A 23,530-nucleotide genomic window follows, 5' to 3' on the forward strand; every position below is an offset into this window, starting at 1 on the left:
AGAGCGCAAAATTACATCTCTTCATCCGGGTTTGGTTGATCTTCTTTCACAGACTGCAATTTTTTTACTTCTGCCACAAACTCTTTCGCAGGCTTGAAAGCAGGAATGAAGTGCTCAGGAATATGAACTGCCACATTCTTCTTTATATTGCGTCCGATTTTCGCAGCTCTCTTCTTCGTGATGAAACTGCCAAATCCCCGGATATAAATGTTTTCTCCCTGGGAAAGGGTCTCTTTTACTTCTTTGAACATGGTTTCCAACGTCACAAGGACGTCAACCTTAGGTATACCTGTTTTTTCCGATATCTGGTTAACTAGGTCTGCCTTTCTCATGGGGATTAAGTTTTATAAGTTTCTGATTTTAAATATATAACAAAATTTTTAATTCACAACATCTTGTATAAAATCCTTTTTCAGCATCAAAATAATAGATTTGGTTTATTTGTGCAAGGATTCTCTAAAATATTGATTGTGAATTTTAAGGGAGGCTAATTTACGTATAATGACGGTAAAAAAAGGCGATTTTACAAATTTGCTGCTAAAATGGCATAAAAAAGAAAATTTCAGGGCTATGCCCTGGAAAGGTGAGAAAAACCCCTATAGGATCTGGCTCAGCGAGGTCATCCTGCAGCAAACTCGTGTAGAACAGGGCTGGGCCTACTATGAAAAGTTTATCACAACGTTCCCTACCATCGAAGACCTGGCCCGTGCCCCAGACCAGAAAGTATTCAAATGCTGGGAAGGATTGGGATATTACAGCCGGTGCCGCAACCTCATAGCCACAGCCCGCAAGATAGCAGATGACTATGGCGGCAAATTCCCCGCCGATTATGAGACTATTCTGGCGTTGAAGGGCATTGGCCCCTATACAGCCGCAGCCATTGCCTCTTTTGCCTTTAACCTTCCCCATGCCGTGGTGGATGGCAATGTATTGCGCGTATTGTCGCGCTATACAGGCGATGCTACTCCCATCGATTCCACCGCCGGGAAAAAAAAATATACGGCCCTGGCCGGTCAACTGCTGGATAAAGAGCAGCCAGGCACCTATAACCAGGCCATTATGGACTTTGGCGCCATGATCTGTCGACCCCAAAACCCTCTCTGCACTACCTGTATCCAACGGGACCGTTGCCAGGCTTACGGCAGCGAAAGGGTAGGTGAGCTCCCCATAAAAGAAAAAGTCCTTCACAAAAAACGCCGCTGGTTCTATTATTTTATGGTGGAAACACCCGATGGACAGGTATATATCCGGCGCCGGGAAAAAGGCGATATCTGGGCCGATCTCTTCGAACTGGTAGGTTGGGAGTCAAAAGAACCCGTGTACCCCGAAGACATCCTTAAAGGCGATCTGGCGGCAAGGGTCTTTGGAACACAATCACTCACAGTCAGGTATATATCAAAAGTATATCGTCAGGAACTTACGCACCAGTCCATCCAGGGACAGTTCTTTACCATCCACCTTAAAAAACCGCTTACTTCCCTTAAAGACTACCTGCTGGTGGATAAGAAGAAACTAAGCGATTACCCCTTTCCCAAATTTATCAACGCCTGGCTGCTCGATCCCACCCCGGCGCAAAGCTTGTTCTAATAAATTTATCTTTTTGCCTGAAAAAATTTAATTTTAATGAACGAGTGACCGTACGGCACGGTCTGACGAACCAAAGGTTCGTTGTCTGAAGGACGGATATTAGATTTTTCCGGAAAACGGATGAAATTTACCGACATCCGTTTTACGGACATCAAAGCAGGAATTGGTACTTAAAGACGATTGTAAACTTCAAACTTCTTCGTATGCGTGGTGTAAATAGGGTGATGTTAATTGGAAATCTCGGAAAAGACCCGGATGTACAGGTGTTGGAGGGTAATATTGCCGTCGCAAAATTCTCATTGGCTACCACAGAGACCTTTAAAGACAGGGCAGGTAAACTCATCTCGCAAACGGAATGGCATACTGTCGTCCTTTGGCGGGGCCTGGCCGAACTGGCTCAAAAATATCTTCACAAAGGCAGCCTGGTCTATATCGAAGGCAGATTGCGTACGCGCAGCTGGGAAGATAAGGAAGGGAATAAAAAATTCGCCACTGAAGTGGTAGGGGACAACCTGATCATGCTGGACAAACGCTCCGACGGACCTTCTCATCCCCATATTCATCACGAGGGCCTGGAAGGCAATTCGGATTCTCCAACCCTGGGAGAGCCCTCCGAAGACCTGCCGTTTTAACTCCTTGGGTAAGTAGTCATTGTTAACGAAATTGTTTATTTTGGATCACCCTTTAACGAAAGTGTTACTGAACGAAGTCCTGTCTCCTGTGTTCCTGGTCATCAACCCACAGGCTACGACTATACTGGCAATCGTTATCCTTTTCCTCCTGATCATCTCGTTTGTCCTGGCAGGCTCGGAAGTAGCCTTTTTTTCACTGACCTATAAGGATATCAATATCCTTAAGACCAAACAGGACGCCTCCTGGAAGAGGATTGTCACCCTGCTGGAAGAACCGAAAGATCTCCTCGCTTCACTGCTCATCGCCAATAGCATCATCAACATCGCTATCATCATTCTGGCCAATTTCCTTATTGATGAAATGGTTCTTCTAAAACAAAGCTTCTGGCTATTTGAATTCCTTATAAAGGTCATCCTGGTCGCTTTTGTCGTCATCCTTTTCGGAGAGGTCATGCCAAAGGTCTGGGCCACCCAGAATAACCTGCAGTTCGCCTATTATACATCCGGCGTCGTAGAGCTCATTCACCTTCTTTTCCGGAGGGTCAGCGGGTGGGCCGTTCACAGGAGCGAAGGACTGGAAAGATTCTTTGGCCGCAAAAAGACAGCATTCAATCTTGAAAAACTGGCTTCTGAAGAAGAAAAAAGCATTCTGCAGGGCTTCATCGAATTTGGCAGCATCACGGTTAAGCAGATCATGCGCACCCGCCTGGAGGTCCACGGCATCGACTTCCAGCTGAATTTCGCCGGGCTGAAACAAAGAGTGGAAGAGCTGCATTATTCGCGTTTGCCCGTATACCGCAAAAGCCTGGATGATCTGGCCGGCATGATCCATACGAAAGACCTGATCACCCACCTGAATGAACCCGACGACTTCGACTGGCATAAGCTTATCCGCCCTCCCTTTTTTGTCCATGAACACAAATTGATAGAAGATCTCCTGCATGAATTTCAGCAGAAAAGGATCCATTTCGCCATCGTCGTGGATGAGTTTGGCGGCACCAGCGGCATCGTCACACTGGAAGATATTATGGAAGAGGTCATCGGTGACATCCGGGATGAGTTCGATGAAGAGGAGAGTGGCAACAGGCGGCTGGACGATGGCAGCTATATATTCGAAGGTCGCACCATGCTGAATGACGTTTGCAAGGCCATGCTCCTGCCCGTGGATACCTTTGACGAGGTAAAAGGTGATAGCGATTCGCTCGCCGGCCTCATACTGGAGATATCAGGCAAGATCCCTAAGGTGAACGACATGATACCCTGTGGAGACTTTGAGTTCACTATTCTCGACGCAGACAGCAGCAGGATAAAAAAAGTAAAGGTCACCGTAAAAATGAATGCTTAAATTGAATACGACAAGGTTTTTCACCGTCCTGGGAATATGTTGCGTAATATCCGCCCTCCTTTTTTCCTGTAACAGCGATTTTACCCTCAAAAGAAGGGGTTACTTCAAAATAGACCTCCCACCGCATCAATACCGCACATTCGACCAGCCGGGCTACCCATACAGCTTTGAATATCCTGTCTATGCCAATGTGGTGAGAGACAGCTCCTTTTTTGAGGCAAAGCCGGAAAATCCCTGGTGGATTAACATCGATTTCCCCCGCTTCAATGCAAAAATTTACGTCAGCTACAAGGACATTGGCCACAATACCTTCGATAAGCTGCGGGACGATGCTTTCAAAATGACCTTTAAGCACACATCCAGAGCCTCTTCCATTGATCAGACCCCTATCCGGACGGCAAATGGCGTGGGCGGCGTCTTCTTCAACGTAGGAGGCAATGCGGCTACAGCCCATCAGTTCTTCGTCACCGACACCACCAGGCATTTTCTCCGGGGAGCCTTGTATTTCGATACGACCCCCAACGAAGACTCCCTAAAACCCGTCAATGAATTCCTGCAGGAAGATATGAACCATCTGATCAATACCTTTCGGTGGAAAAATCAATAAGCTGCAAGCTATTAGCCACAAGCTGCAAGCCAGGACTTTATAAGACTTTCTTGTAGCTTGCAGCTTGTGGCTTGTAGCTGAATAATCACTAATGTGACCTATATTTGTAAGCATGATAGCAATCGACAACGTCCTGGTAAGCGATCTCCTGGTGGAAGAGCAGTTCGTATGCGACCTTCTGAAATGTAAAGGAGGATGCTGTGAGGATGGCGACGCAGGAGCCCCGCTGGAGAAAGATGAAATGGACAGGATCAACGAGGTCTATGAGACCGTAAAGCCCTACCTCACTCCTGCAGGGATAAAAGAGATCGAAGGCCGCGGCCGCTACAACTACGACCGGGAATTCGGCTGGGTCACCCCCACCATCGAAGGAAAAATGTGTGCATATGGTTTCAGGGATAGCAAGGGCATTATAAAATGCGGTATTGAACAGGCTTACTACGATGGAAAGATCAGCTGGAAAAAGCCCATCAGTTGCCATTTATATCCCGTAAAGATCAGTAAGACAAAAACTCACGAAGTAGTGAACTACGAGCCCCGTGAGACAATGTGCCGGCCGGCTTGCATCAACGGTAAGAAACTGAAAGTGCCTGCATATGTTTTCCTGAAAGAATCCCTGGTGCGTAAGTTCGGAGCCGGCTTCTATGAAGCCCTGGATAAGGTGGCGAAAAAATACTTTAAACCATGACTGACACAGCAGCCAGTTTCATCGCCCGCAGCACGGTGAAGGCCGGAGATATGGACCACCGGCGTAAGATCAACTTCAACATCGGCCGGTATAACGCCGTCGTCCCACAGGGCAAACAGCAGTTTGCGGAGCTGAACCTGGCCCGGGAAAGGGCAAAGAACATCAAATGGCGGGCGCTCGAGACCCTGGACAAACACCTCGAGGAATTCGAGGCCATCTTCACCCAGCGTGGCGGAAAGGTCATCTGGGCTGAAAATGCCGCGTCTGCCCTGAAAGAGATCCTGGCCATTTGTAAGCAGAGGAACTGTCGGACCATCGTGAAAAGCAAAAGCATGGTCACAGAAGAGCTCAAACTGAATGATTTCCTGGAAGAAAATGGCATCGAGTCCGTAGAGACAGACCTCGGCGAATATATCCAGCAGCTGGATGGCGAACCGCCTTATCACATCGTCACGCCGGCCATGCATAAGAGTAAGGAAGATGTGGCTAAGCTTTTTTACGAAAAATTGCATACCAAACCCGGACTTACCCCCGAACAGCTCACCCTGGTAGCCAGGGAAAAACTACGGGGAAAATATGTACAGGCGGAGATCGGTATTACAGGAGCCAATTTCATTATTTCGGACTCAGGCGCCATCGCCGTCACGGAAAATGAAGGCAACGCACGCCTCAGCTGCGCCTTTCCCAAAACACATATCGTCATCGCCGGCATCGAAAAAGTGATCCCCTCCCTTACTGACCTGGGACTATTCTGGCCCTTATTGGCCACCTACGGCACAGGCCAGCGGGTCACCGTATACAATACCATCGTCGCCGGCCCCAGACAGCCGGGTGAGTCGGACGGTCCGGAAGAAATGATCGTTATTCTCCTGGACAATGGCCGGACCAATATCCTTGCCAACGAAAAATCGCGCGAAAGCCTTTACTGTATCCGCTGCGGTGCCTGCCTCAACGCCTGCCCCATTTACAAGAACATCGGCGGACATAGCTATGGCACCACCTACAGCGGTCCTATTGGCTCTGTTATTACCCCTCACCTGAAAGAGATGGGAGAGTGGAAACACCTTAGCTACGCTTCTTCCCTTTGCGGCAATTGCACTGAGGTCTGCGCCGTGAAGATCAACCTGCACGAGCTGCTCCTGGAGAATAGATATGAAGCCGTTGAGAACGGCTATGCCTCCTGGTCTGAAAAGCTGGCCTGGAAAGCCTGGAAAAAGGCTAGCCTCAGCCGCGGATTAATGAATATGGGAAGCCACAGGATGAAGAACTGGGTCGTCAATAAGGCATTCAAAGCCTGGACGGCGCATCGTGACGAACTGGACTTTTCTCCAAAGACCTTCAATGAAAGATGGAAGGCCGAAAGAGGGTGATGGTGAACTAGTATGCTTTTATTATATACCCCTCATATCACTCCACGACTGCGCTACATTGTCGACTTCATCGGCAGGGAGCTTTTCGACGAACCTATCGCGCTTACTGTGAACATTAAGGAATATGCCGGCTATGCCGGGCCCCGTCTGAATTATTCGGAGGAAGAGCTGGACGAAGTAGAGTTCTTTTTACGCAATACGCCGCTGCTGCAGGAAACAGGCATTCGCGCAGCGGAGATCGAATGCTTCGAGCTCAACTTTCACAAGGCTTTTTTCCCTACGGAAGGTGATTTTCCCTTTGATATTTTCGCCGCCTCCTTCTATCTGCTCAGCCGGTACGAAGAATACCTGCCCGGCAGCCCGGATGAATATGGGCGTTTTGATCACACGCGTTCGCTGGCCTGGAAAGAAGGCTTTCTGGATATCCCGCTGATAAATATCTGGATCCAGGAATTCAAAAAAGCGCTTGCGAAAAAATATCCCGCCCTCACCTTCCGCTACGCTTCCTTCAAGTTCATTCCTACGTATGACATCGATGTTGCTTATAGCTACCTGCACAAAGGATGGAAAAGGAACCTGGGCGGTCTTCTGCTGGCGCTGTCAAAAGGCGAATGGTCGAAGGTCAGGGAAAGGATCGGCGTATTGCAGGGACGGCAGCAAGACCCTTACGATGCATACGAGTGGCTGGACTCGCTGCACTTGTATTGCCGCCTGCGGGCTTATTATTTCTTCCTGGTGGCTGCCCGGCAAAAAGGACTGGACAGGAACATTTCCCCGGATGGCCCGGGCTTGCAGGAACTCGTGCGCTATCATGCAGCAGGCTATCGCGTAGGCATCCATCCTTCCTGGCAGAGTGGCGACAGGGAGAGCATCCTGAAAGAAGAGATAGAATGGCTGGAATGTATGACTGAAAAAGAGGTCATCCGCAGCCGCCAGCATTATATCAGGTTTGCATTACCGCAAACTTACCGCCTGCTGATAAAATACGGCATTCAGCAGGATTTCTCCATGGGGTATGGGAGCATCAATGGTTTCCGCGCCTCGGTGGCCTCTTCCTTTTACTGGTATGACCTGGAAAAAGAGGAAACGACCTCCCTGCGCCTGTTCCCTTTTTGTTTTATGGACGCCAATTCCTTTTATGAGCAGCATGATACACCGGCCCAGGCCATGCGCGAGCTGATGCATTACTACCAGCTGATCAGAAAGGTCAACGGACTGATGGTGACCATCTGGCATAATACTTTTCTTGGCAACGACCCGCAATTTGCAGGCTGGAAGAAAGTCTACGAAGTATTCCTGAAAGAAGAGGTGTTCTGGGACGCCTAAACAGCCACAAGCCGCAAGGTACTAGCTACAAGTCGGATCATTTAAGCAAACCCAGCTTGCAGCTTGAAGCTTGTAACTTGTAGCTAGTGTTTAAAATGCCTGATCCCCGTCAGGACCATCACCAGCTTGTTCTCCACGCAATAGTCGACGGAATCTTTGTCACGGATGGAGCCCCCCGGTTGAATAAAAGCCGTAATCCCCGCTGCATGGGCGATCTGTACGCTGTCATTAAATGGGAAGAACGCGTCGGATGCCAGCACCGCTCCCTTAAGATCGAAATTAAATTGTGCCGCCTTGGCAATGGATTGCCGTACGGAATCCACCCGGCTGGTCTGTCCGCAGCCCTTACCTATCAGCTGCCTGTCTTTTACAAGTGCAATGGCATTGGACTTCAAATGCTTACAAACAATATTGGCAAAGGTGAGATCGTCTTTTTCCCCGCTGGTGGAAGGACGGCCCCCCACTTCTTTCCATTCAAGGTAATTGCCCTCATCCTGCTGTTGTTGTAATACACCGTTCAGCAGCCTCCGGTATTGAGGGCGGTTGGCCAGCTGGACCTTCTGCCGGAGAACGATGCGGTTCTTCTTCGAACGCAGCACTTCCAGGGCGTCTTTATCATAGGCAGGGGCGATCAACACCTCGAAAAAGATCTCGTTGATCGCTTCGGCCGTGGCTTTATCCACCGGGGCGCTGCAGGCTAATACCCCCCCGAAAGCACTCTCCGGATCGCCCGCCAGGGCCGCATCCCAGGCTTGTTTCAGCGAAGGACGGATGGAAATACCGCAAACATTTGTGTGTTTGATGATGGCAAAAACAGCACCCTGGGTACCGTCAAATTCCTGGATCAGCTGCACGGCAGCATCCACATCCACCAGGTTATTGTAGGATAATTCCTTGCCATTCAGCTGGTCGAAAAGCGCCGACAGGTTGCCAAAAAAACGGGCGGATTGATGGGGGTTTTCACCGTATCTTAAACTCTTTGGTGAGGCAACAGATTCCAGGAAATAATCCGGTTCCTGCGCAGGGGCCGAAGAGGCCGCCCCCTGTGAAGACACCGCAGCGGGGGAAATAAAATATTGGGCGATCACTACATCGTAGTGAGCGCAAACTTCAAACGCCTTGGCGGCCAGCATCCGGCGCTGTTCCAGCGTAGTGGTCCCTTTTTGATCATCCAGCAGCTGCTCCAGGTAAGCATATTCCTTTTTGGACGCTATAACTACCACATCTTTATGATTCTTGGCGGCTCCCCGGATCATAGAGGGGCCCCCAACGTCGATCTTCTCGATAATAGCCTCGTCATCACTGGTGGAAGCCACCGTCTCTTCAAAAGGATATAAGTCTACGATCACGAGGTCGATCTCCGGAATATGATAACGGGCCATCTCTTCCAGGTCGGTGGGTCTGTCCCTTCTTCCCAGGATGCCCCCAAAGACCGAAGGATGCAATGTCTTCACCCTTCCTCCAAGAATAGAAGGGTAGGAGGTCAGGCTCTCCACCGGAGTGCAGGGCAGGCCCAACGACTCGATAAACTGCTGTGTGCCTCCCGTCGAATAGATGATTACACCCTCCTGGTGTAGTTTTTTAACGATACTGTCCAGGCCATTTTTGTAAAAAACGGAGATAAGCGCCGATTTGATCTTCTTATTCATTGACTGAGTGTTGGGTATAAAGAGGCGCAAATGTACGAAAAACCGGCCTATTGCACCGCCGGATGGAATGCTTCAACAAACCTGAAAGCTTGTAACTTTCTCAATCACAAATCAATAGGAAAGGAAAAAGAAGGGGAGAAGATCACTCCGGGATACCCCCCTGCCGAAGGTGGCAGCGGGTACCCGGGAGTTTTGAATGGTAACAGCGGTAAGCACTTTGGGCAAACAACGGTAGCATATTTGTAATGCCCGGGTGATTTCTCATGTGTACTAAAATCGGCCCGATCCGCGTTTAAACATAAGGAAAACAACAGCATACATACCCATACACGCTTGAAAACAAACAGGATAAGGTGTTAATGGTTATGTATGCTGTTGCCGATGCATAGTAATGTAGTGGTCAATAATTTTTGATTAAATCTGTACGATACATTCAAGGTAGCAACATGGCACAACAACACTTAGTTTCCAACACGCTTTAAGGATATCAAATTGTAAAAACGGGACAATGATGAACCTCTCCCTACTAATGTCAGATAAAATCTCCGATCCTGAAGAAATCAGGATGAAAACTTCAGACGGTATTTTCTTGCGTATTATACGTGCCTTTTGACCACGTAAAAAGACGTGGTTTTCCTTCGTTTATTTACTGTTTTTTTATTGACTAAAAAACGTTTTTTTTGTCATATTTACCACCTGAGTCTTTGATCCCCTTTAGTTTATAAATAATACTAATTTATAATTATTTGATTGATACTTTTTTGCGTCTAGTCTCTCAGAGACTTGGGGAATACTTTTACCAAAGCAAATTATTCTTCAAAACTCTAAAGCGACTAACAATGAGAACAATTGAAAAAAAAACAGTAAAGGCTGGAAATTATGTAGGTACCGAACATGTTGACTCCCTTATCCGGAATTATAAGAAAGACAGATGGATGCAGAATTCGGAGAAAATTGGCAAAGAAGATACGCTGGGTATCTGGTATAGTGCTGACGAACTGGAAGAATTCATTCAAACTGCTAAGCTGCATGGTGCTGATGGAATTCGAATAGCTTTTGGTGTATACGGCGGCAATGCTCCCAGAAAAGAAAATGAAGGACGTCAAACAGTGGCCTTAATAGCAACCTGTAGCCTGAATGAGGAAAATGAGGCGCCCGCATTTAAGGATCTATATGTCGAAAAGGATGGAAAAGCCGGGTTGATGGCTTACAATATGGGTTTCCCTCTCCCTAATGTCCTCCCCGGAACTAATCCTCCTCCAACCACTGTTACAATGGGAGGCGACCAACTGGGAACACTTATGGTCGCGGACAAAAATAAAGGATTAATGATCATATAACCATAACCATGGATCAAAGAGAGGTCTTCCCGCAAGGGAGACCTCTCTTTTAATTTATAGCTGGCTTTTTCATACCGATTAATTCCCCTATTTTGGGGATTTATGAATCCGCTGATATATATAACATTCATTGCGGTCAGTTTTATAGCCAGTCTTAGCGTCTACTTTTACGAAAGGATTAGCGTTTACCTGCGCTTGTTCCCCCTGTTCTTATTGATCACATTGATCGTAGAGCTTATTGGGTTGCACTATTCCAATCAGGGTAAACCTCCCATTCCCCTGTACAATTTCTTTGGCGTTTTTGAATTCCTGTTCTACATGTATGTTCTTAGGGAGATCATACAAAGCAAGACCGTAAAAAAGATCATTTTGCATACCGCCTGGCTGTATGTACTGATGGTTGCAGTGAATTTTATTTTTATCCAGCCGATCACATCCTTTGGTTCCATAAACTATGCATTGAGCTGCCTGCTTATCACTATTATCTGTATCTACTACTTTTTCGAGTTATTCCAATCTTCTCATTCTGTCAACCTTGTCAGGCAGCCAGCTTTCTGGATTTGCGCCGGTCTCTTATTTTTTTATTGCTGCACTTTCCCCGTTTTCGGAATGCTTAACTTCCTGAAAAAAGCACCGGATATTATCCGGAAAAATTTCCAGTTTATCATACTACTTTTGAATGTTTTCTTATATTCATCTTTCACTATCGCCTTTTTATGCCGGATCAGGGCCAGGAACTCTACGTCGTAGTCCTTTTAGGGATGGTGCTGGCCTTGTTATTGGTCGGCTTCATCCTTTTCCTGCTGTTCCTCTACCAAAAAAGACAACACAGGCAGGAAAAAGAAATGGTACGCATGAAACAGGAATACGAACAGGAAGTGCTTCGAAGCCAGCTCGAAATGCAGGAAGCCACTTTCAAGACCATCGCCCAGGAACTCCATGACAACATCGGCCAGGTATTATCGGTGGTCAAACTATCCCTGTCCATCCTGCCCCTGGAAAAAGAACACCCCGCATACGAAAGCGTTCAAAATAGCCGTCAGATGCTCAATAAGATCATCTACGATATGGCAGACCTTACCAAAAGCCTCCATACAGACCGTATTTCCCAGATTGGCCTGGTGGAAGCCATCCGGTTTGACCTGGAAAGCCTCCGCCGGACAGGCCTGATAGAAGTAGAATTCTCCGTGGAAGGGGAGGAATTTCCTTTCGAAAGTCAACGGGCCATCTTCCTTTTTCGCATGTTCCAGGAGATGATAAACAATATTTTAAAGCATTCTAAAGCCACTCACGTAAATATTGCGGTAAATTACTCAATTGATGATAAATTTGTTTTGCGGGTGGAGGACAACGGGGTAGGCTTTGATCCGGAAAAGAAACAGGTATCGGCGTCCTCCTCCAGCGGTATAGGCCTGAAAAGTATGACAAACCGTGCCCGTCTCATTGGCGGAGAGATCACCATTCAGAGCCAGCCTGGAAAAGGTACAGTTATACAAGTGGAATTGCCCCTCGAAAGGGAAGCTTTATAATTTATTTATGGCTGCATCACTTAAGAAAATACAGGTCGGCATTGTTGATGATCATAGCCTTCTACGGAAGGCATTGGCAAAATTGATCGATTCTTTCGAAAATTACACCGTCCTGTTCGAAGGAGATAATGGAAAAGAGATAAAGGCCAAGGTTACACAGCACATCGTCCCCGACATCATCCTCCTCGACGTCAATATGCCGGATATGGACGGATATGAGACGGTGCGCTGGCTCCATAAGAACTACCCCCAGATCAAAGTGCTGGCCCTCTCCATGTCCAGCGACGAGAATACGATCATCCGCATGCTCCGCCTGGGCGCCAAAGGCTACATCATGAAGAACATCGAACCTGAAGAGCTGAAAGTGGCCCTGGATTCCATCATGAAAAAAGATTTCTACCTGTCCGAATATATTTCCGGCAAGATCATCAGCGGACTCCATAAAGACCTGGGTAATCCCGAAGATCCTGTCATCCTCAGCGATAAAGAAAAGGAATTCCTCCGGCTCATTTGCTCGGAGCTTACCTACAAGGACATTGCCGACAAAATGTTCATCAGCCCCCGCACCGTCGACAACTACCGCAATACCCTCTTCGAGAAATTAAAGGTACGCACCCGCGTAGGCCTTGTAATGTTCGCCATCAAGAACGGCCTGGCCGAGGTCTAGTACTACCTCCGGCGCCTGCGCGTCAGCGTGATAAGCAATGCCGGCAGAAATACCAGGTTCGTCACCGTAGCGATCACCAGCGTCAGCGAGGTCAGCCATCCCAGGGCGAAGATCCCGCCAAAATCACTAAAGCAAAAAATGACAAACCCCGCGATCAGCACCATCGAAGTGTATAATATGCTGATACCGGTCTTATTGATCGTCTCGATCACCATTTGCTGCGGATCAGTCTGCTTGCCATCCGGCCCACGGGACTCCTGCTTATAATTCACCAGGAACCGGATCGTGATATCGATGGCAATACCCAGCGCAATACTGAAAATGATCACCGTCGATGGCTTAAGCCGGACCCCCGCCCATCCCATAATGCCCGCCGTTATGATCAATGGTATGATATTGGGTACAAGGCTGCAAAGCAATATCCGGAAAGACCTGAACAGGAAAAGCATACAGGCTGCGATCAGCACAAACGCCCATTGAATGCTATCCTTCAGCCCCTTGATGATAAAGCTACTGCCTTCCAGGTAAGTGACGCTGGTGCCCGTGAGCTCTACATGGTATTTTGCAGTATCGAAAAGAAGCTTCGTTTTCCTTTCAAGGTCGTCCAGGATGAAGGGTAGACGACTGCTGCCCACATCGGCCATATTTACACTGATACGCAGCCGCCGGTTATCCTTGTCTACAAAACTCTTCAATAGCTGGTTAAGATTATTGCTCCCGCCGGTAGCTTTCCCCGAAGAGTCTCCCCCCCCTTTCAGATACGACGACAAAAAGGGCAGGTCCAGCGAATTTGGCACGCCATAGTTGGCGCTGTCCCCTCCGTAATAGGACTGACGGACGAATTTCAACCCCTCCGCCAGCGACAAAGGCCGGGCCATCTCCGGCTGCGCGGCAATATATCGTGACAGCTGATCCACGCTGTCCAGGGTCTGCAGCATGTTGATCCGCAATCCATTCTTTCTGCGGGTATCTACTATGATCTCCAGGGGCATTACGCCCTTAAAATGGTGTTCGAAAAACTTGAGATCGGTGTAGATCGGATCCTTCTGTGGCAGGTCATCCACGATAAAACCTTCCGATTTCAGCCTGAACATGCCCACTATCGCCAGAACAAGCATCCCAAAAGTCACGGCATAGATCGTCCGCTGATGGTGTAGCGTCCATATCTCCAGCTTCCGCAAAATGGCGGTCAGCCACCTGTTCTCCAGGTATCGCGTATGGTGGGGCCTGGGCGGAGGAAGATAGCTGAGCACCACCGGGATCAGAATAAAGGATATAAAGAACAACATCATGATGTTAATCCCCGCCACCACGCCAAATTGGTTCAGGATAGCGCTCCGGGTCAGGGCAAAAACTCCAAATCCAATGGCTGCCGTCAGGTTGCAGAACAGGGTGACGACGCCCATCCGGCCGATCATCGCCAGCAGCGCTTCACGCTTGTCTTTCAATTCCCGGTATGCCGTATGATATTTATTGAGAAAATAGATACAGTTCGGTATGCCGATCACCACCATTAAAGTAGGTGTCAGGGCATTCAGCAGCGTGATCTTGTATCCCAGCAGGTCCATCGTCCCAAGGCTGAAGATCACCCCGACGATTACCACCCCCAGCGAAAGGAGCATAGCGCCCAGACTTCGGAAGAAGATTACCAGGATGATCGCCGACAACAGCACGGATCCCAGCAGGAACCAGGTAGTTTCCCGGGATACTTTCTGCGCCATCACGGTCCTGATAAGGGGCAGGCCGCTGAGATGCATATCCAGGTTATATTGCGTCCCAAAAGCCTTTACTTCTTTTATAATTGCATTTACCGTGACGATCCGTTTGGCCGAATTCATCACGTCCTTATTCACACGCACCGCCATTAGCCAGGTATTCGTCTCTGCATTATACAGCAGTCCCTTGTAAAAAGGAAGACCTTTGAACACCGATTTGCCACTGTCGATCTCGGCCTGCGACTGCGGATGCGCCGGGAAAATGGCAAGAGCATGCGGCTTTTCCGTGACAGAATCCTTCACCAGGTTAATCGCCATGGGAGTGCTTAGCACATCATCCACGCCTGTTATCTTCTTTAATTTTTCGCCTAGCGCGATATACCCGGAAAAGATCTCCTTTTCAAAAAGCCTGTCCGTCTGCACGCCGACGACCAATAGATTGCCGTCATCCCCGAATTGCTGGCGGAAATTCAGATTCGCGATGTATTTGGGATTGTCAGTAGGAATGCTGCTGTTGAAATCATAGCTCAGCTTGACCCTGGAAGCATGGTAGGCCATGAAGCCCGTGGCCGTCAGTAAGAAAAGAAGTAAGGACAACCGGAATTTTAGGACCAGGCGTGCCAGGGATTCCCACATGGTAATGATTTTTGTAAGTCAACGGTTTTTGCCGTGCGAAGGTCCGTTATTTCTCCGGCTTTTCCAGCACTGGAAAGATGCTTTTAGCAACCTTCCCGTTAACTTTGGCCATCGCAACGATCAAAAAAATACTGTTTACGGTATATTTTGCCCTTCTGTGCTGGCTTTCCGGCCTGACGCAAACCCCTGCCATCGGCCATTGGCGGGACCATTTGCCTTATCATCAGGCCATCGCCGTCGCCGGATCGGCAGGGAAAATATACTGCGCTTCCCCTTACAGCATCTTTATAGTGGATAAGGAGGACAATAGCATGAGCCGGCTCAGTAAGACCAACGGGCTCAGCGAAACAGGCATCAGCGCCCTCTGCTACGATCCTGCGTCCGATAAGCTGACCATCGCCTACACCACCAGCAATATCGACATCCTCTCCGGCAGGCAAACCTTTAATATCCCCGATATCCGGCGGACGAGCGCGGGAGGCGACAAGACCATCTACCAGGCCATCGCTTATAATAATAAGGTCTATCTGTCCACGGGCCTGGGCATCATCGTAGTGGATGAAGACAAATACGAAGTAAAAGACACTTACATTATAGGAGCGGGCGGCGACTCTGTCGCCGTACAGGCTGTCGCCACCGATGGAACGCTCTTGTATGCCGCCACCGCCGAAGGGCTGAAACAAGCGCCCCTGAACTCCCCCGACCTGGCAGACTATCATAATTGGACCGTGCCGGGAGGTAACGAGGCCCCCTGCCGCCAGGTAGTGTCCCTCGACGGTGAGATCATCGCCCTTCGTGGCGATTCCATTGTAGCCCTGATCAACAACAGCTGGGTAGCAGCATACAGCAGCACCTGGCATGTCAATAGCCTGTCAACCAGCGAACATCGGTTGCTGGTTTGCGAACAAAATGGGGACAGTGGCCGGGTGACGATCCTGACGGGATCGGGTCAGATCGAAAGGGTGCTGCAGCAGCCCGGTGTTCTCCACAGCCCTCGCCAAGCCCTGCTCTTACAAGGAGAGCCCTGGGTGGCGGATGTCATCACCGGCCTCTCCGCCTGGGGTTCCGCTGGCTCCCAGGCGCGATCCTATATCCCCGATTCCCCCGGCGGACTAGCCACCGGACCCATCACCATCCACCGGGACCCCACGGCGGGCCCGGGCGCCGCCGGTGTTCTTTGGGTGGCCTCAGGAGGCGCCGACACCAGTTGGCACCCACTGGGCGACCGCAACGGAGGGATCTATCGCCTCGATGCCAACGGTTGGACCAACTATAACAAAGACTCCTATCCCGTATTCGACAGCATCTTCGACTTCTGTGCCATCGCTTATAATCCCGGGGATAGCAGCCTCTGGGCCGGTTCCTTCGGAGAAGGATTGCTGGAAAAAAATGCAGATGACGGGTTCAGGGTCTTCGCTGCACGCTCTTCCATAGGCCCATCCCTCGACAACCCTTCCGCCTACCGCGTCAGCGGCCTGGCCTTCGACAAGGACGGCAATGCCTGGATCGCCAATTATGGCGCCGCCCGCGACCTCCTGCTAAGACAGGCCGATGGCAGCTGGTCCTCTTTTGCCATCCCTTTTGCCCATACGGGAAATGCCGTCTCTCAGGTGTTGGTGGATGATAATAAGCAAGTATGGATCGTCTCGCCAAAAGGAAACGGCGTTTTCTGTTACAACCCCGGAGCTTCATTAAGTAGTACTTCGGACGATCAATGGAAATATTATCGCACAGGTACGGGCAATGGCAATCTGCCTGACAATCATGTTTATTGCCTGGCCAGGGACAGGAACAGCCTCATATGGATTGGTACGGGTAATGGCATCGGCTTGATACAATGCGCCCGGCAGGTCTTTGGTGCGGGTGGCTGTGAGGCGGTATGGCCTGTCGTACAATTCGATAATTTTGCAGGTTACCTTTTTGGCGGCCAGGCTGTACAGGCCATAGCAGTGGATGGCGCTGACAGAAAATGGATCGCCACCCGAAATGGGGTATGGCTTGTCACACCGGATGCGCAAAAGATCGTTTATCACTTTACGGCGGATAGCACACCCCTCCTCAACAACGATGTAAGGAACATCGCCATCGATCCAAACACGGGAGAAGTATTTTTTGCCACAGCCGGGGGGCTTTGCTCATTTCGTAGTACCGCAACAGAAGGCGGGGATCATAATGCAAATGTGTTGGTATTTCCCAATCCCGTACCCCCTGATTATACGGGCGTCATCGCCGTCAGAGGTCTGGTGGATGGAGCCTTCGTCAAGATCACAGCCCCGGATGGACGCCTGGTTTATCAGACCAACGCGCTGGGAGGACAGGCCATCTGGGATGGAAGAGACTACAAAGGCCGCAGGGTAGCCACCGGCGTCTACCTGGTACTGATATCCGACGAGAGCCGGCATGAAAAGTCATCGGCAAAGATCGTTTTCATCGGTAAATAACAACAAATGCAGCTGCATAAAACAAAAGGAATCGTATTCAGGACAGTGAAGTATGGGGAGACAAGCCTCATCGTCACCGTCTATACCGAACTTTTTGGGGTGCAGTCCTATCTCGTCAACGGTGTGAGGACTTCGACAAAAAAAGGACCGGGCAAGGCCAACCTCTTCCAATCCGCCGCCATGCTCGATCTCGTCGTCTACCATAATGACCTGAAACACCTGCAGCGTATAAAAGAGTTCAAATGGGAATACCTGTACAAACATTTGTTTTTCGACGTGATAAAAAACTCGGTCGCCTTGTTTATGGTGGAGCTCCTGCAGAAATGCCTCAAGCAGCCGGAACCCAATGCAGACCTCTTTTATTTTATCGAAGACGCCTTCATTCACCTGGACGAAGCGGAAGGCCCCGTGCTGGCCAATTTCCCGTTGTTTTTCACTCTCCACCTGGCAGGTTTTTTCGGCTTCCGGATCGAAGATACCTGGTCAGAACGCAACGAGATACTGGACTTACAGGAGGGGATATTCGCAGCGCAGCACCCCACTCATCAACACTACCTGGAAGGCAGCTACGCCTATATCACGTCCCAGCTGCTGCGGGTGAGACAACCCGCCGAGCTGAGGGAACTATTGCTCAACCAGGACGTCAGGCGTCATTTGCTGCAGGCATACCGGACCTTTTATGCCCTGCACATCCCGGACTTCGGTGAAATGAGGACATTGGCTGTGTTGCAAACGATCATCAGCGCCTAGATCAGCCGGTGCGCCTTCGAGCGCTTCGTAAATTTCCCCTCTTCCATGCCGCTGACCAATACGACCCCCGGCTGCTTACCCATATCAAATGCCCCCAATATCCCGTCCATTTGTAGGACTTCGGCCCCATTGGAGGTTGCCCACCGCAGTAGTATTTCAGTCGGAACCAGGGGAAAATGATGCTGCAGCGTTTTCATTTCCTCCAGGATATCCAATTGGTGATTGGACGCCAGACTATCCGTGCCCAGCACGATCCTGCAGCCATGCCGCATCAATAGGTCCACATCAGGCAGCTGCCCGCTAATATAAAGGTTGGCATTCGGGCAAAGACAAAAACAAAGATCGGGTCCGCCTTTCCACGCCAGATCTTCCTCCCGGGTATCCACATTATGCACGAGCAGTAACGTTTGATTGTGATAGAAATGAGGCAGATAGCCTGCCATGCTTCTTTGGCCCGAGCCGGAAAAGAACGAAATATCCAGCCCCAGCGCCTGGTACAGCCGTAGAAAATCTCCTTGCCCCGTCTGGCAGAAAAGATTCTCCGCCTGGCTTTCCTGGTTATGGATGGTGATCAACTGATTGCCGGGAAAGTTGGCGATCAGCCCAAAAAGACGGGGCGACACGGAATAGGGTGCATGCGGTACCAGCGAAATCGCCGCTATCGGCAGGCTGTAAGCCCCGGCAAACTCCCCGAAAATCTTTACCGCGGCTTCCAGGCGGTCGGGAGCTGTCTGTTCGATGAACCCCATGGTCTCGATAAAATTGTGATAATTCAGGCGTCCCTCCACCTTTTGTTTAAGGGTAAGGCTGGTATTGCAGATGTCCCCAACAGCGACAATGCCATTATGCAGCATGGATTCCTCCGCCCCGGCGATGGCGGTCAGGATCTGGGACATCTCCTCTCCCTGCGCAGTCGCCGTGCCCCTTCCCCGGATCACGCTTATTAGAAAATCCACCATGCCCGTTTTTTCCGGCAGGAGGCCCTTCATATGTGAAAGCTCCAGGTGGCAGTGGCAATTGACAAATCCCGGCGTGAGCAGCCCCGGAAGCGCTTCCACGCCTTCGCCGGCATCCGCTGCGGGAAGGATTGCTTCCACCGTTCCATCGTCCTTGGTTATCAGTACCGTACCTTCCGCTGCCATTTCCCGGCCTGTAAATAAATAGTCCGCACTGAATTTTCGCATTTTGATGTAGGTTTGCAGGCCCACGGGCCCGTGAGGGGTCCTAAAAGTAGCAAAAAGTATGTTAGATAAATTAGAAGCCATAAAGGCGAGATTCGAAGACCTGGGAGTAGCCCTGAGCAATCCGGAGATTGTCAGCGACAACCGGAAGTTCAGAGAGATAAGTAAAGAATACCGTCACCTGGAAAAGATCGTCCAGGCGTACAAGGAATATAAGGACCTGTTGGATACGATCGATTTTAATAGAGAGGCGTTAAACGGGGACGATGCCGAATTACGTGATCTTGCCAAAGCCGAAACGGCAGGCCTGGACGAGAAAAAGGAGAAGATGGAGGCTTTCGTTCGCCAGCTGCTGATTCCCAAAGACCCTCAGGACGAAAAGAATGCCATCCTGGAGATCAGGGCTGGTACGGGAGGAGATGAAGCCAGCTTGTTCGCAGGCGACCTGCTTCGCATGTATATAAAGTATTGCGAACGGAGGGGCTGGAAAACTGCTATCCTCAGCGAAAGTGAAGGCACAGTGGGTGGATACAAGGAAGTCCAGGTGGAAGTGGTGGGCGATGACGTATACGGGACGCTTAAATTCGAGAGTGGCGTTCATCGTGTGCAGCGTGTACCGGATACGGAGACGAGCGGGCGCGTACATACGAGTGCGGCTACTGTCGCCGTGATGCCCGAGGCGGAAGAGGTGGATTTCGAGCTGAAGGAAAGCGACGTAAAAATGGAGACGGCCCGTAGCGGTGGCGCCGGCGGTCAGAATGTAAACAAGGTGGAAACAAAGGTCTTTCTTACGCATATTCCCACAGGCGTGGTCGTGGTCTGCCAGACGGAACGCAGCCAGCTGGGCAACAGGGAAAAGGCAATGCAGATGCTGCGCACCAAATTATATGAGGAACAGGTACGCAAACAGGAAGAGGAAATTGCCCGTCACCGGAAAAGCCTCGTCAGCACAGGAGATCGCAGCGCCAAGATCCGAACCTACAATTTTCCACAGGGTAGGGTGACAGACCACCGCATCGGCCTCACCGTCTATAACCTGGACGATGTACTGAATGGGAATATCCAGGAATTTATCGACGCTCTCCAATTTGCGGAGAATGCCGAGAAAATGGCCCGGCAGAATTAACTCTATACGAACCCGCCAAATTAAAACGGCATTAAAAGCGCCCCGCCAAGCCCTCACGGTTCTGGGTAGTTATTGGCTGTTTTCCCGTTTTTAGAATCTTTTAACGCTTGTGCTGTAAACCTTTTCTTCGTTTCTGCGTCTTTATATTGTAGAAGTTCTTTAAAAAAACAGCTAAAATCTTGCTATAAACCACGGGATTACGTATCTTAAGAGAGCGAATGCTAAATAAATGTTATTACTCTTTGGATCAATTACGAAGCATCAATTTGCAACGTAATTTTACAGGGCAGGTGAAAATGAAGAGAAATGGATAAGTAATATTGGCACCTGTTTTGCGTTATATAGTTCATAAGTTAGTCTTTTCTATTTGACTCACATAAAGCAGTCAATTTTCTCATAAGCAGTTAGTTTTGGTTACGACCCCTGTTTCTACAGGGGTTTATTTTTTCGGCCGAAGGCCAAAAAAATAAACCAGCGATCGCAGGCGATCGCAATAAATTAGAGTCTAAACAAACCCTGGAGGACCGTTAGGTCCGATAAGAAACTCGGGCCGTCAGGCCAGACTAAATAAACTGTCAAACTAACCTTTGTAACCAGCCAAAAAAACATTCGACACCCCATACCCCAACCCCGCTCCAATCATATCGGCAATAATATCTTCCGTATCAAAGTCCCTGAATGGGATGAAGTATTTCTGCACGAACTCCATTCCAATACCGAATGAATTTCCCAATATGAAAATGACGAAGAACCATCGCAGCAATTGAGGAGAAGACAAAGGCCTTCTGCTGAGATAAAAATTCCAGCTTAGCACAAACCCCCCGAACAAAGAGATATGCACTATTTTGTCGAATTGCGGAATAGTGAAATGTGACTCACTGGGCAGCATAGTCCCGGGGATGGATAGCAGAACAGCGATGATCAGTGTCCAGAGAATGGGAAGATAGACAGACCCCAGGTATTTTTTCAGAAATTGATTCATGTAGCGATGTCCGCTAAAGTAGAAAGAGACCGCCAAACAGAAAAATTTTGGACGATCTCTTTATTATAATATAACTTAAGTGGGACTTTTTTTTCTACCCAGTGTAGATTTTTTTTCCCGCAGCCCCCGTCTCTATTGACTTTGCAAGGTCTTTCCCAGCGATTGCATGCTGTCCAGCGTAGGTGAAGGACTTCCTCCCGTCTTCTCGATCGTGATGGCAAACGCCTGGGCTTTCTTGGTATCCTTCATTTTCAGGATGATCTTATCATCCGTGGCGTCAAATACACCCAGGTCTTTGGGCTGTTTTTCACCGTCGATCAGTGCCCACAGCTGATATTGTTTGTCAGAAGGCAGCTTGGGCATATTCTTCACCACCAGGTAGACATTGGAACTGGTAGAATCCCAATAAACGTTGGCGGAAGATTTGGGGGCCACCTTCGTACCCACCATGTTGACCACGGTAGTATTAGGGTCCTTTACAATGCTTTGTTCCTGAACGATCTTGTCCAGCGTGCCTTGCGTGGAATTCAACTTTTCCTGCAGGGCGGTGTTGGAGCGTTGCAGCTCGGAGTTCTGAGAATAGAACTGGTAGCTGAACCAGGCCAGTCCAATGAGCAATACGACAGACGCGGCGGCTACGAAACGCAGCCAGCCGGAAGAACCTTTCTTGCTTTCATTTTGCATGGTGACTATTTTAGGTGGATTTGAAGAAACACTTTCACGGGCACCTGTTGCGGTGGTGTCCCCGATTGCTTCCAAAACCTTCACCTTAACCCCTGTGGAAAGCTGCTCGGCATTGGCCAAAGCATGCTTCTCAAGCCCTTCCTCAAATTTGGTACGGGCTGCTACTAATTCGGGATATTGAGCACACAGTTGCTCAAATTCAGCACTTTCTGACGGACTGGCCAGACCTAATACATAGGTCTCTATAATGCCACTTTCTATGTACTGTTGTATATTCAATTTACTGTAGGTATTCTCTTAATTGTAACAACGCATTTCGGATCCTGGTTTTTACAGTTCCTAGAGGAATACTCATCATTTCAGCTATTTCCTCATGTGTAAATCCTTTAAAGTAAGCCAGTTCCATCAATACACGATGCTCTGGCTTCAGCTTTTCCAGCACTTTTTTCAAGCCGATGTTATCAACGTTGAGTAGCGTGGACTGGTGGGCTGTACCCTTATATACGTTATCCGGGAGCTCCTGGTTTTTTTGAGAATTCTGGTAACTTTTGCTTCGTAGCATGTCTATGGAAGCATTCCTGGCTATATTCAGCATCCAGGTGAACAGGCGCCCCTTTGTCTGGTCATACGTGTCGATCTTCCTGTAAATATTGATAAATACCTCCTGCAAAACATCGCTTGCTAACTCTGCATTATCTGTAATAATCTGTTTAATAATGCTATAGAGTGCGCCTGCATAGTTGTCGTATAAAGAACTGAAAGCTTGATTATCTCGCCGTTTTAAAGCAAGCACCAATTCCTGCTCAGTATTATAGGTTTTTGGTATTCCCAAGGTCTTATATGGATAGATACTCTAATGTAAGGAAAATAAAGATCAATGTACGATGTTGCCGTAAGCTGCGGCATCCATCAGCTTATCCAGGTCCGCCGGATCTTTTACAGTCATTTTGATCATCCAACCTTCTCCGTACGGATCAGAGTTCACCAGTTCGGGAGCGCCTGCCAGCGCCGGGTTCACCTCCGTAATAGTTCCGGCAATGGGTAGGTACAGATCTGAAACAGTCTTGACAGCCTCTACAGTTCCAAATACAGTCTCCGCCGCCAGGGCCTTACCCACCGTCTCAATCTCCACGTATACAATGTCCCCCAATTCCTTTTGAGCAAATTCCGTAATGCCGATGATGGCCGTATTGCCATTTTCAAGGCGTATCCATTCGTGATCTTTCGTATAGCGTAAATTCTCGGGAAAATTCATGACGATGTATATTTTGTGAT

The 23,530-nt window shown here is 49.1% G+C and carries 23 protein-coding genes; 15 read left to right on the forward strand and 8 right to left on the reverse strand.

All coding sequences use genetic code 11. The features are described 5' to 3' along the window. Positions 1–11 precede the first annotated feature (11 nt). Positions 12–332 carry an HU family DNA-binding protein gene (locus Q4E93_RS24390; RefSeq protein ID WP_303589791.1) on the reverse strand — a complete coding sequence of 107 codons (321 nt, stop codon included), beginning with the start codon at positions 330–332 and terminating at the stop codon, positions 12–14. A gap of 169 nt (positions 333–501) precedes the next feature. On the opposite strand from Q4E93_RS24390, the gene mutY reads away from it, so the two are divergent. The 7 genes from mutY (at position 502) to Q4E93_RS24425 (ending at position 7,555) form a co-directional block, all read left to right on the forward strand. Beyond that, positions 502–1,587 (forward strand): A/G-specific adenine glycosylase, encoded by a 1,086-nt coding sequence (mutY, locus tag Q4E93_RS24395; protein WP_303589793.1) that lies wholly within the window; start codon positions 502–504, stop codon positions 1,585–1,587. 203 nt (positions 1,588–1,790) lie between these two features. Then, on the forward strand, positions 1,791–2,219 hold the full coding sequence (locus Q4E93_RS24400) for a single-stranded DNA-binding protein (RefSeq protein ID WP_303589795.1): 429 nt from the start codon (positions 1,791–1,793) through the stop codon (positions 2,217–2,219). 40 nt (positions 2,220–2,259) lie between these two features. Beyond that, a complete protein-coding gene (gene gldE, locus Q4E93_RS24405) occupies positions 2,260–3,564 on the forward strand; it encodes a gliding motility-associated protein GldE (RefSeq protein WP_303589797.1) in 1,305 nt (434 codons plus the stop codon). A 1-nt stretch (position 3,565) separates the two neighbouring features. Then, positions 3,566–4,171 (forward strand): gliding motility lipoprotein GldD, encoded by a 606-nt coding sequence (gene gldD / locus Q4E93_RS24410; protein WP_303589799.1) that lies wholly within the window; start codon positions 3,566–3,568, stop codon positions 4,169–4,171. A 112-nt stretch (positions 4,172–4,283) separates the two neighbouring features. After that, positions 4,284–4,859 carry a DUF3109 family protein gene (locus Q4E93_RS24415; protein WP_303589801.1) on the forward strand — a complete coding sequence of 192 codons (576 nt, stop codon included), beginning with the start codon at positions 4,284–4,286 and terminating at the stop codon, positions 4,857–4,859. Next, a complete protein-coding gene (locus Q4E93_RS24420) occupies positions 4,856–6,229 on the forward strand; it encodes a LutB/LldF family L-lactate oxidation iron-sulfur protein (protein WP_303589802.1) in 1,374 nt (457 codons plus the stop codon). Before Q4E93_RS24415 ends, Q4E93_RS24420 begins: the two co-directional genes overlap by 4 nt. A gap of 12 nt (positions 6,230–6,241) precedes the next feature. Continuing rightward, complete coding sequence (locus Q4E93_RS24425; RefSeq protein ID WP_303589804.1) at positions 6,242–7,555, forward strand: polysaccharide deacetylase family protein; 1,314 nt, start codon at positions 6,242–6,244, stop codon at positions 7,553–7,555. An 83-nt stretch (positions 7,556–7,638) separates the two neighbouring features. On the opposite strand, the gene purH is transcribed toward Q4E93_RS24425, so the two are convergent. After that, a complete protein-coding gene (gene purH / locus Q4E93_RS24430; protein ID WP_303589806.1) occupies positions 7,639–9,204 on the reverse strand; it encodes a bifunctional phosphoribosylaminoimidazolecarboxamide formyltransferase/IMP cyclohydrolase in 1,566 nt (521 codons plus the stop codon). A 30-nt stretch (positions 9,205–9,234) separates the two neighbouring features. On the opposite strand from purH, the gene Q4E93_RS24435 reads away from it, so the two are divergent. The 5 genes from Q4E93_RS24435 (at position 9,235) to Q4E93_RS24455 (ending at position 12,740) form a co-directional block, all read left to right on the forward strand. After that, positions 9,235–9,450 (forward strand): hypothetical protein, encoded by a 216-nt coding sequence (locus tag Q4E93_RS24435; protein ID WP_303589807.1) that lies wholly within the window; start codon positions 9,235–9,237, stop codon positions 9,448–9,450. A gap of 593 nt (positions 9,451–10,043) precedes the next feature. Next, the gene (locus Q4E93_RS24440) at positions 10,044–10,544 is read left to right on the forward strand and encodes a hypothetical protein (RefSeq protein WP_303589809.1); all 501 of its coding nucleotides are present in this window, start codon (positions 10,044–10,046) and stop codon (positions 10,542–10,544) included. Between the two features lie 102 nt (positions 10,545–10,646). Continuing rightward, positions 10,647–11,294 carry a hypothetical protein gene (locus tag Q4E93_RS24445; protein WP_303589810.1) on the forward strand — a complete coding sequence of 216 codons (648 nt, stop codon included), beginning with the start codon at positions 10,647–10,649 and terminating at the stop codon, positions 11,292–11,294. Next, positions 11,261–12,073, forward strand: coding sequence for a sensor histidine kinase (locus tag Q4E93_RS24450; RefSeq protein ID WP_303589811.1), 813 nt, complete (start codon positions 11,261–11,263; stop codon positions 12,071–12,073). Before Q4E93_RS24445 ends, Q4E93_RS24450 begins: the two co-directional genes overlap by 34 nt. Before the next feature lie 7 nt (positions 12,074–12,080). Further along, entirely contained in the window at positions 12,081–12,740 is a 660-nt protein-coding gene (locus Q4E93_RS24455; RefSeq protein WP_303589813.1) for a response regulator transcription factor, read from the forward strand. A 2-nt stretch (positions 12,741–12,742) separates the two neighbouring features. Here Q4E93_RS24455 and Q4E93_RS24460 read toward each other — a convergent pair whose 3' ends face one another. Further along, positions 12,743–15,091, reverse strand: coding sequence for an efflux RND transporter permease subunit (locus Q4E93_RS24460; RefSeq protein WP_303589814.1), 2,349 nt, complete (start codon positions 15,089–15,091; stop codon positions 12,743–12,745). Positions 15,092–15,195: 104 nt separating this feature from the next. Here Q4E93_RS24460 and porZ point away from each other — a divergent pair, with 104 nt between their 5' ends. Both porZ and recO read left to right on the forward strand, forming a co-directional pair. After that, a complete protein-coding gene (porZ, locus tag Q4E93_RS24465; RefSeq protein WP_303589815.1) occupies positions 15,196–17,532 on the forward strand; it encodes a type IX secretion system anionic LPS delivery protein PorZ in 2,337 nt (778 codons plus the stop codon). Positions 17,533–17,538: 6 nt separating this feature from the next. Beyond that, positions 17,539–18,282 carry a DNA repair protein RecO gene (gene recO / locus Q4E93_RS24470; protein WP_303589817.1) on the forward strand — a complete coding sequence of 248 codons (744 nt, stop codon included), beginning with the start codon at positions 17,539–17,541 and terminating at the stop codon, positions 18,280–18,282. Here the strand turns inward: recO and Q4E93_RS24475 are convergent. Continuing rightward, a complete protein-coding gene (locus Q4E93_RS24475) occupies positions 18,279–19,466 on the reverse strand; it encodes an amidohydrolase family protein (RefSeq protein WP_303589819.1) in 1,188 nt (395 codons plus the stop codon). The genes recO and Q4E93_RS24475 overlap by 4 nt on opposite strands. 58 nt (positions 19,467–19,524) lie before the next feature. Between Q4E93_RS24475 and prfA the strand changes: the two genes are divergently transcribed. Further along, complete coding sequence (gene prfA, locus Q4E93_RS24480) at positions 19,525–20,589, forward strand: peptide chain release factor 1 (protein WP_303589820.1); 1,065 nt, start codon at positions 19,525–19,527, stop codon at positions 20,587–20,589. Positions 20,590–21,169: 580 nt separating this feature from the next. Here the strand turns inward: prfA and Q4E93_RS24485 are convergent. The 4 genes from Q4E93_RS24485 to gcvH all read right to left on the reverse strand — a co-directional run bounded on the left by Q4E93_RS24485 (position 21,170) and on the right by gcvH (position 23,510). Further along, positions 21,170–21,607 carry a VanZ family protein gene (locus Q4E93_RS24485; protein WP_303589822.1) on the reverse strand — a complete coding sequence of 146 codons (438 nt, stop codon included), beginning with the start codon at positions 21,605–21,607 and terminating at the stop codon, positions 21,170–21,172. Positions 21,608–21,703: 96 nt separating this feature from the next. Further along, the gene (locus Q4E93_RS24490; protein WP_411162131.1) at positions 21,704–22,255 is read right to left on the reverse strand and encodes an anti-sigma factor; all 552 of its coding nucleotides are present in this window, start codon (positions 22,253–22,255) and stop codon (positions 21,704–21,706) included. 280 nt (positions 22,256–22,535) lie between these two features. Then, on the reverse strand, positions 22,536–23,087 hold the full coding sequence (locus Q4E93_RS24495; RefSeq protein WP_303589824.1) for an RNA polymerase sigma factor: 552 nt from the start codon (positions 23,085–23,087) through the stop codon (positions 22,536–22,538). A 42-nt stretch (positions 23,088–23,129) separates the two neighbouring features. Continuing rightward, the gene (gene gcvH / locus Q4E93_RS24500; RefSeq protein WP_303589826.1) at positions 23,130–23,510 is read right to left on the reverse strand and encodes a glycine cleavage system protein GcvH; all 381 of its coding nucleotides are present in this window, start codon (positions 23,508–23,510) and stop codon (positions 23,130–23,132) included. Between the last annotated feature and the right edge of the window lie 20 nt (positions 23,511–23,530).

Source organism: Flavitalea plasmicola (assembly GCF_030546645.1).
Classification (GTDB): domain Bacteria; phylum Bacteroidota; class Bacteroidia; order Chitinophagales; family Chitinophagaceae; genus Puia.

Excerpts from the sequence above, each read along its gene's own strand:
- Q4E93_RS24425 (WP_303589804.1), top strand. The coding sequence starts at position 6,242 with ATGCTTTTATTATATACCCCTCATATCACTCCACGACTGCGCTACATT.
- Q4E93_RS24420 (WP_303589802.1), top strand. The coding sequence starts at position 4,856 with ATGACTGACACAGCAGCCAGTTTCATCGCCCGCAGCACGGTGAAGGCC.
- recO (WP_303589817.1), top strand. The coding sequence starts at position 17,539 with ATGCAGCTGCATAAAACAAAAGGAATCGTATTCAGGACAGTGAAGTAT.
- Q4E93_RS24490 (WP_411162131.1), bottom strand. The coding sequence starts at position 22,255 with ATGCAAAATGAAAGCAAGAAAGGTTCTTCCGGCTGGCTGCGTTTCGTA.
- Q4E93_RS24475 (WP_303589819.1), bottom strand. The coding sequence starts at position 19,466 with ATGCGAAAATTCAGTGCGGACTATTTATTTACAGGCCGGGAAATGGCA.
- Q4E93_RS24400 (WP_303589795.1), top strand. The coding sequence starts at position 1,791 with ATGCGTGGTGTAAATAGGGTGATGTTAATTGGAAATCTCGGAAAAGAC.
- prfA (WP_303589820.1), top strand. The coding sequence starts at position 19,525 with ATGTTAGATAAATTAGAAGCCATAAAGGCGAGATTCGAAGACCTGGGA.
- gcvH (WP_303589826.1), bottom strand. The coding sequence starts at position 23,510 with ATGAATTTTCCCGAGAATTTACGCTATACGAAAGATCACGAATGGATA.
- Q4E93_RS24445 (WP_303589810.1), top strand. The coding sequence starts at position 10,647 with ATGAATCCGCTGATATATATAACATTCATTGCGGTCAGTTTTATAGCC.
- Q4E93_RS24440 (WP_303589809.1), top strand. The coding sequence starts at position 10,044 with ATGAGAACAATTGAAAAAAAAACAGTAAAGGCTGGAAATTATGTAGGT.
- purH (WP_303589806.1), bottom strand. The coding sequence starts at position 9,204 with ATGAATAAGAAGATCAAATCGGCGCTTATCTCCGTTTTTTACAAAAAT.
- Q4E93_RS24435 (WP_303589807.1), top strand. The coding sequence starts at position 9,235 with ATGTACGAAAAACCGGCCTATTGCACCGCCGGATGGAATGCTTCAACA.
- Q4E93_RS24390 (WP_303589791.1), bottom strand. The coding sequence starts at position 332 with ATGAGAAAGGCAGACCTAGTTAACCAGATATCGGAAAAAACAGGTATA.
- Q4E93_RS24460 (WP_303589814.1), bottom strand. The coding sequence starts at position 15,091 with ATGTGGGAATCCCTGGCACGCCTGGTCCTAAAATTCCGGTTGTCCTTA.
- Q4E93_RS24415 (WP_303589801.1), top strand. The coding sequence starts at position 4,284 with ATGATAGCAATCGACAACGTCCTGGTAAGCGATCTCCTGGTGGAAGAG.
- Q4E93_RS24455 (WP_303589813.1), top strand. The coding sequence starts at position 12,081 with ATGGCTGCATCACTTAAGAAAATACAGGTCGGCATTGTTGATGATCAT.
- Q4E93_RS24450 (WP_303589811.1), top strand. The coding sequence starts at position 11,261 with ATGCCGGATCAGGGCCAGGAACTCTACGTCGTAGTCCTTTTAGGGATG.
- mutY (WP_303589793.1), top strand. The coding sequence starts at position 502 with ATGACGGTAAAAAAAGGCGATTTTACAAATTTGCTGCTAAAATGGCAT.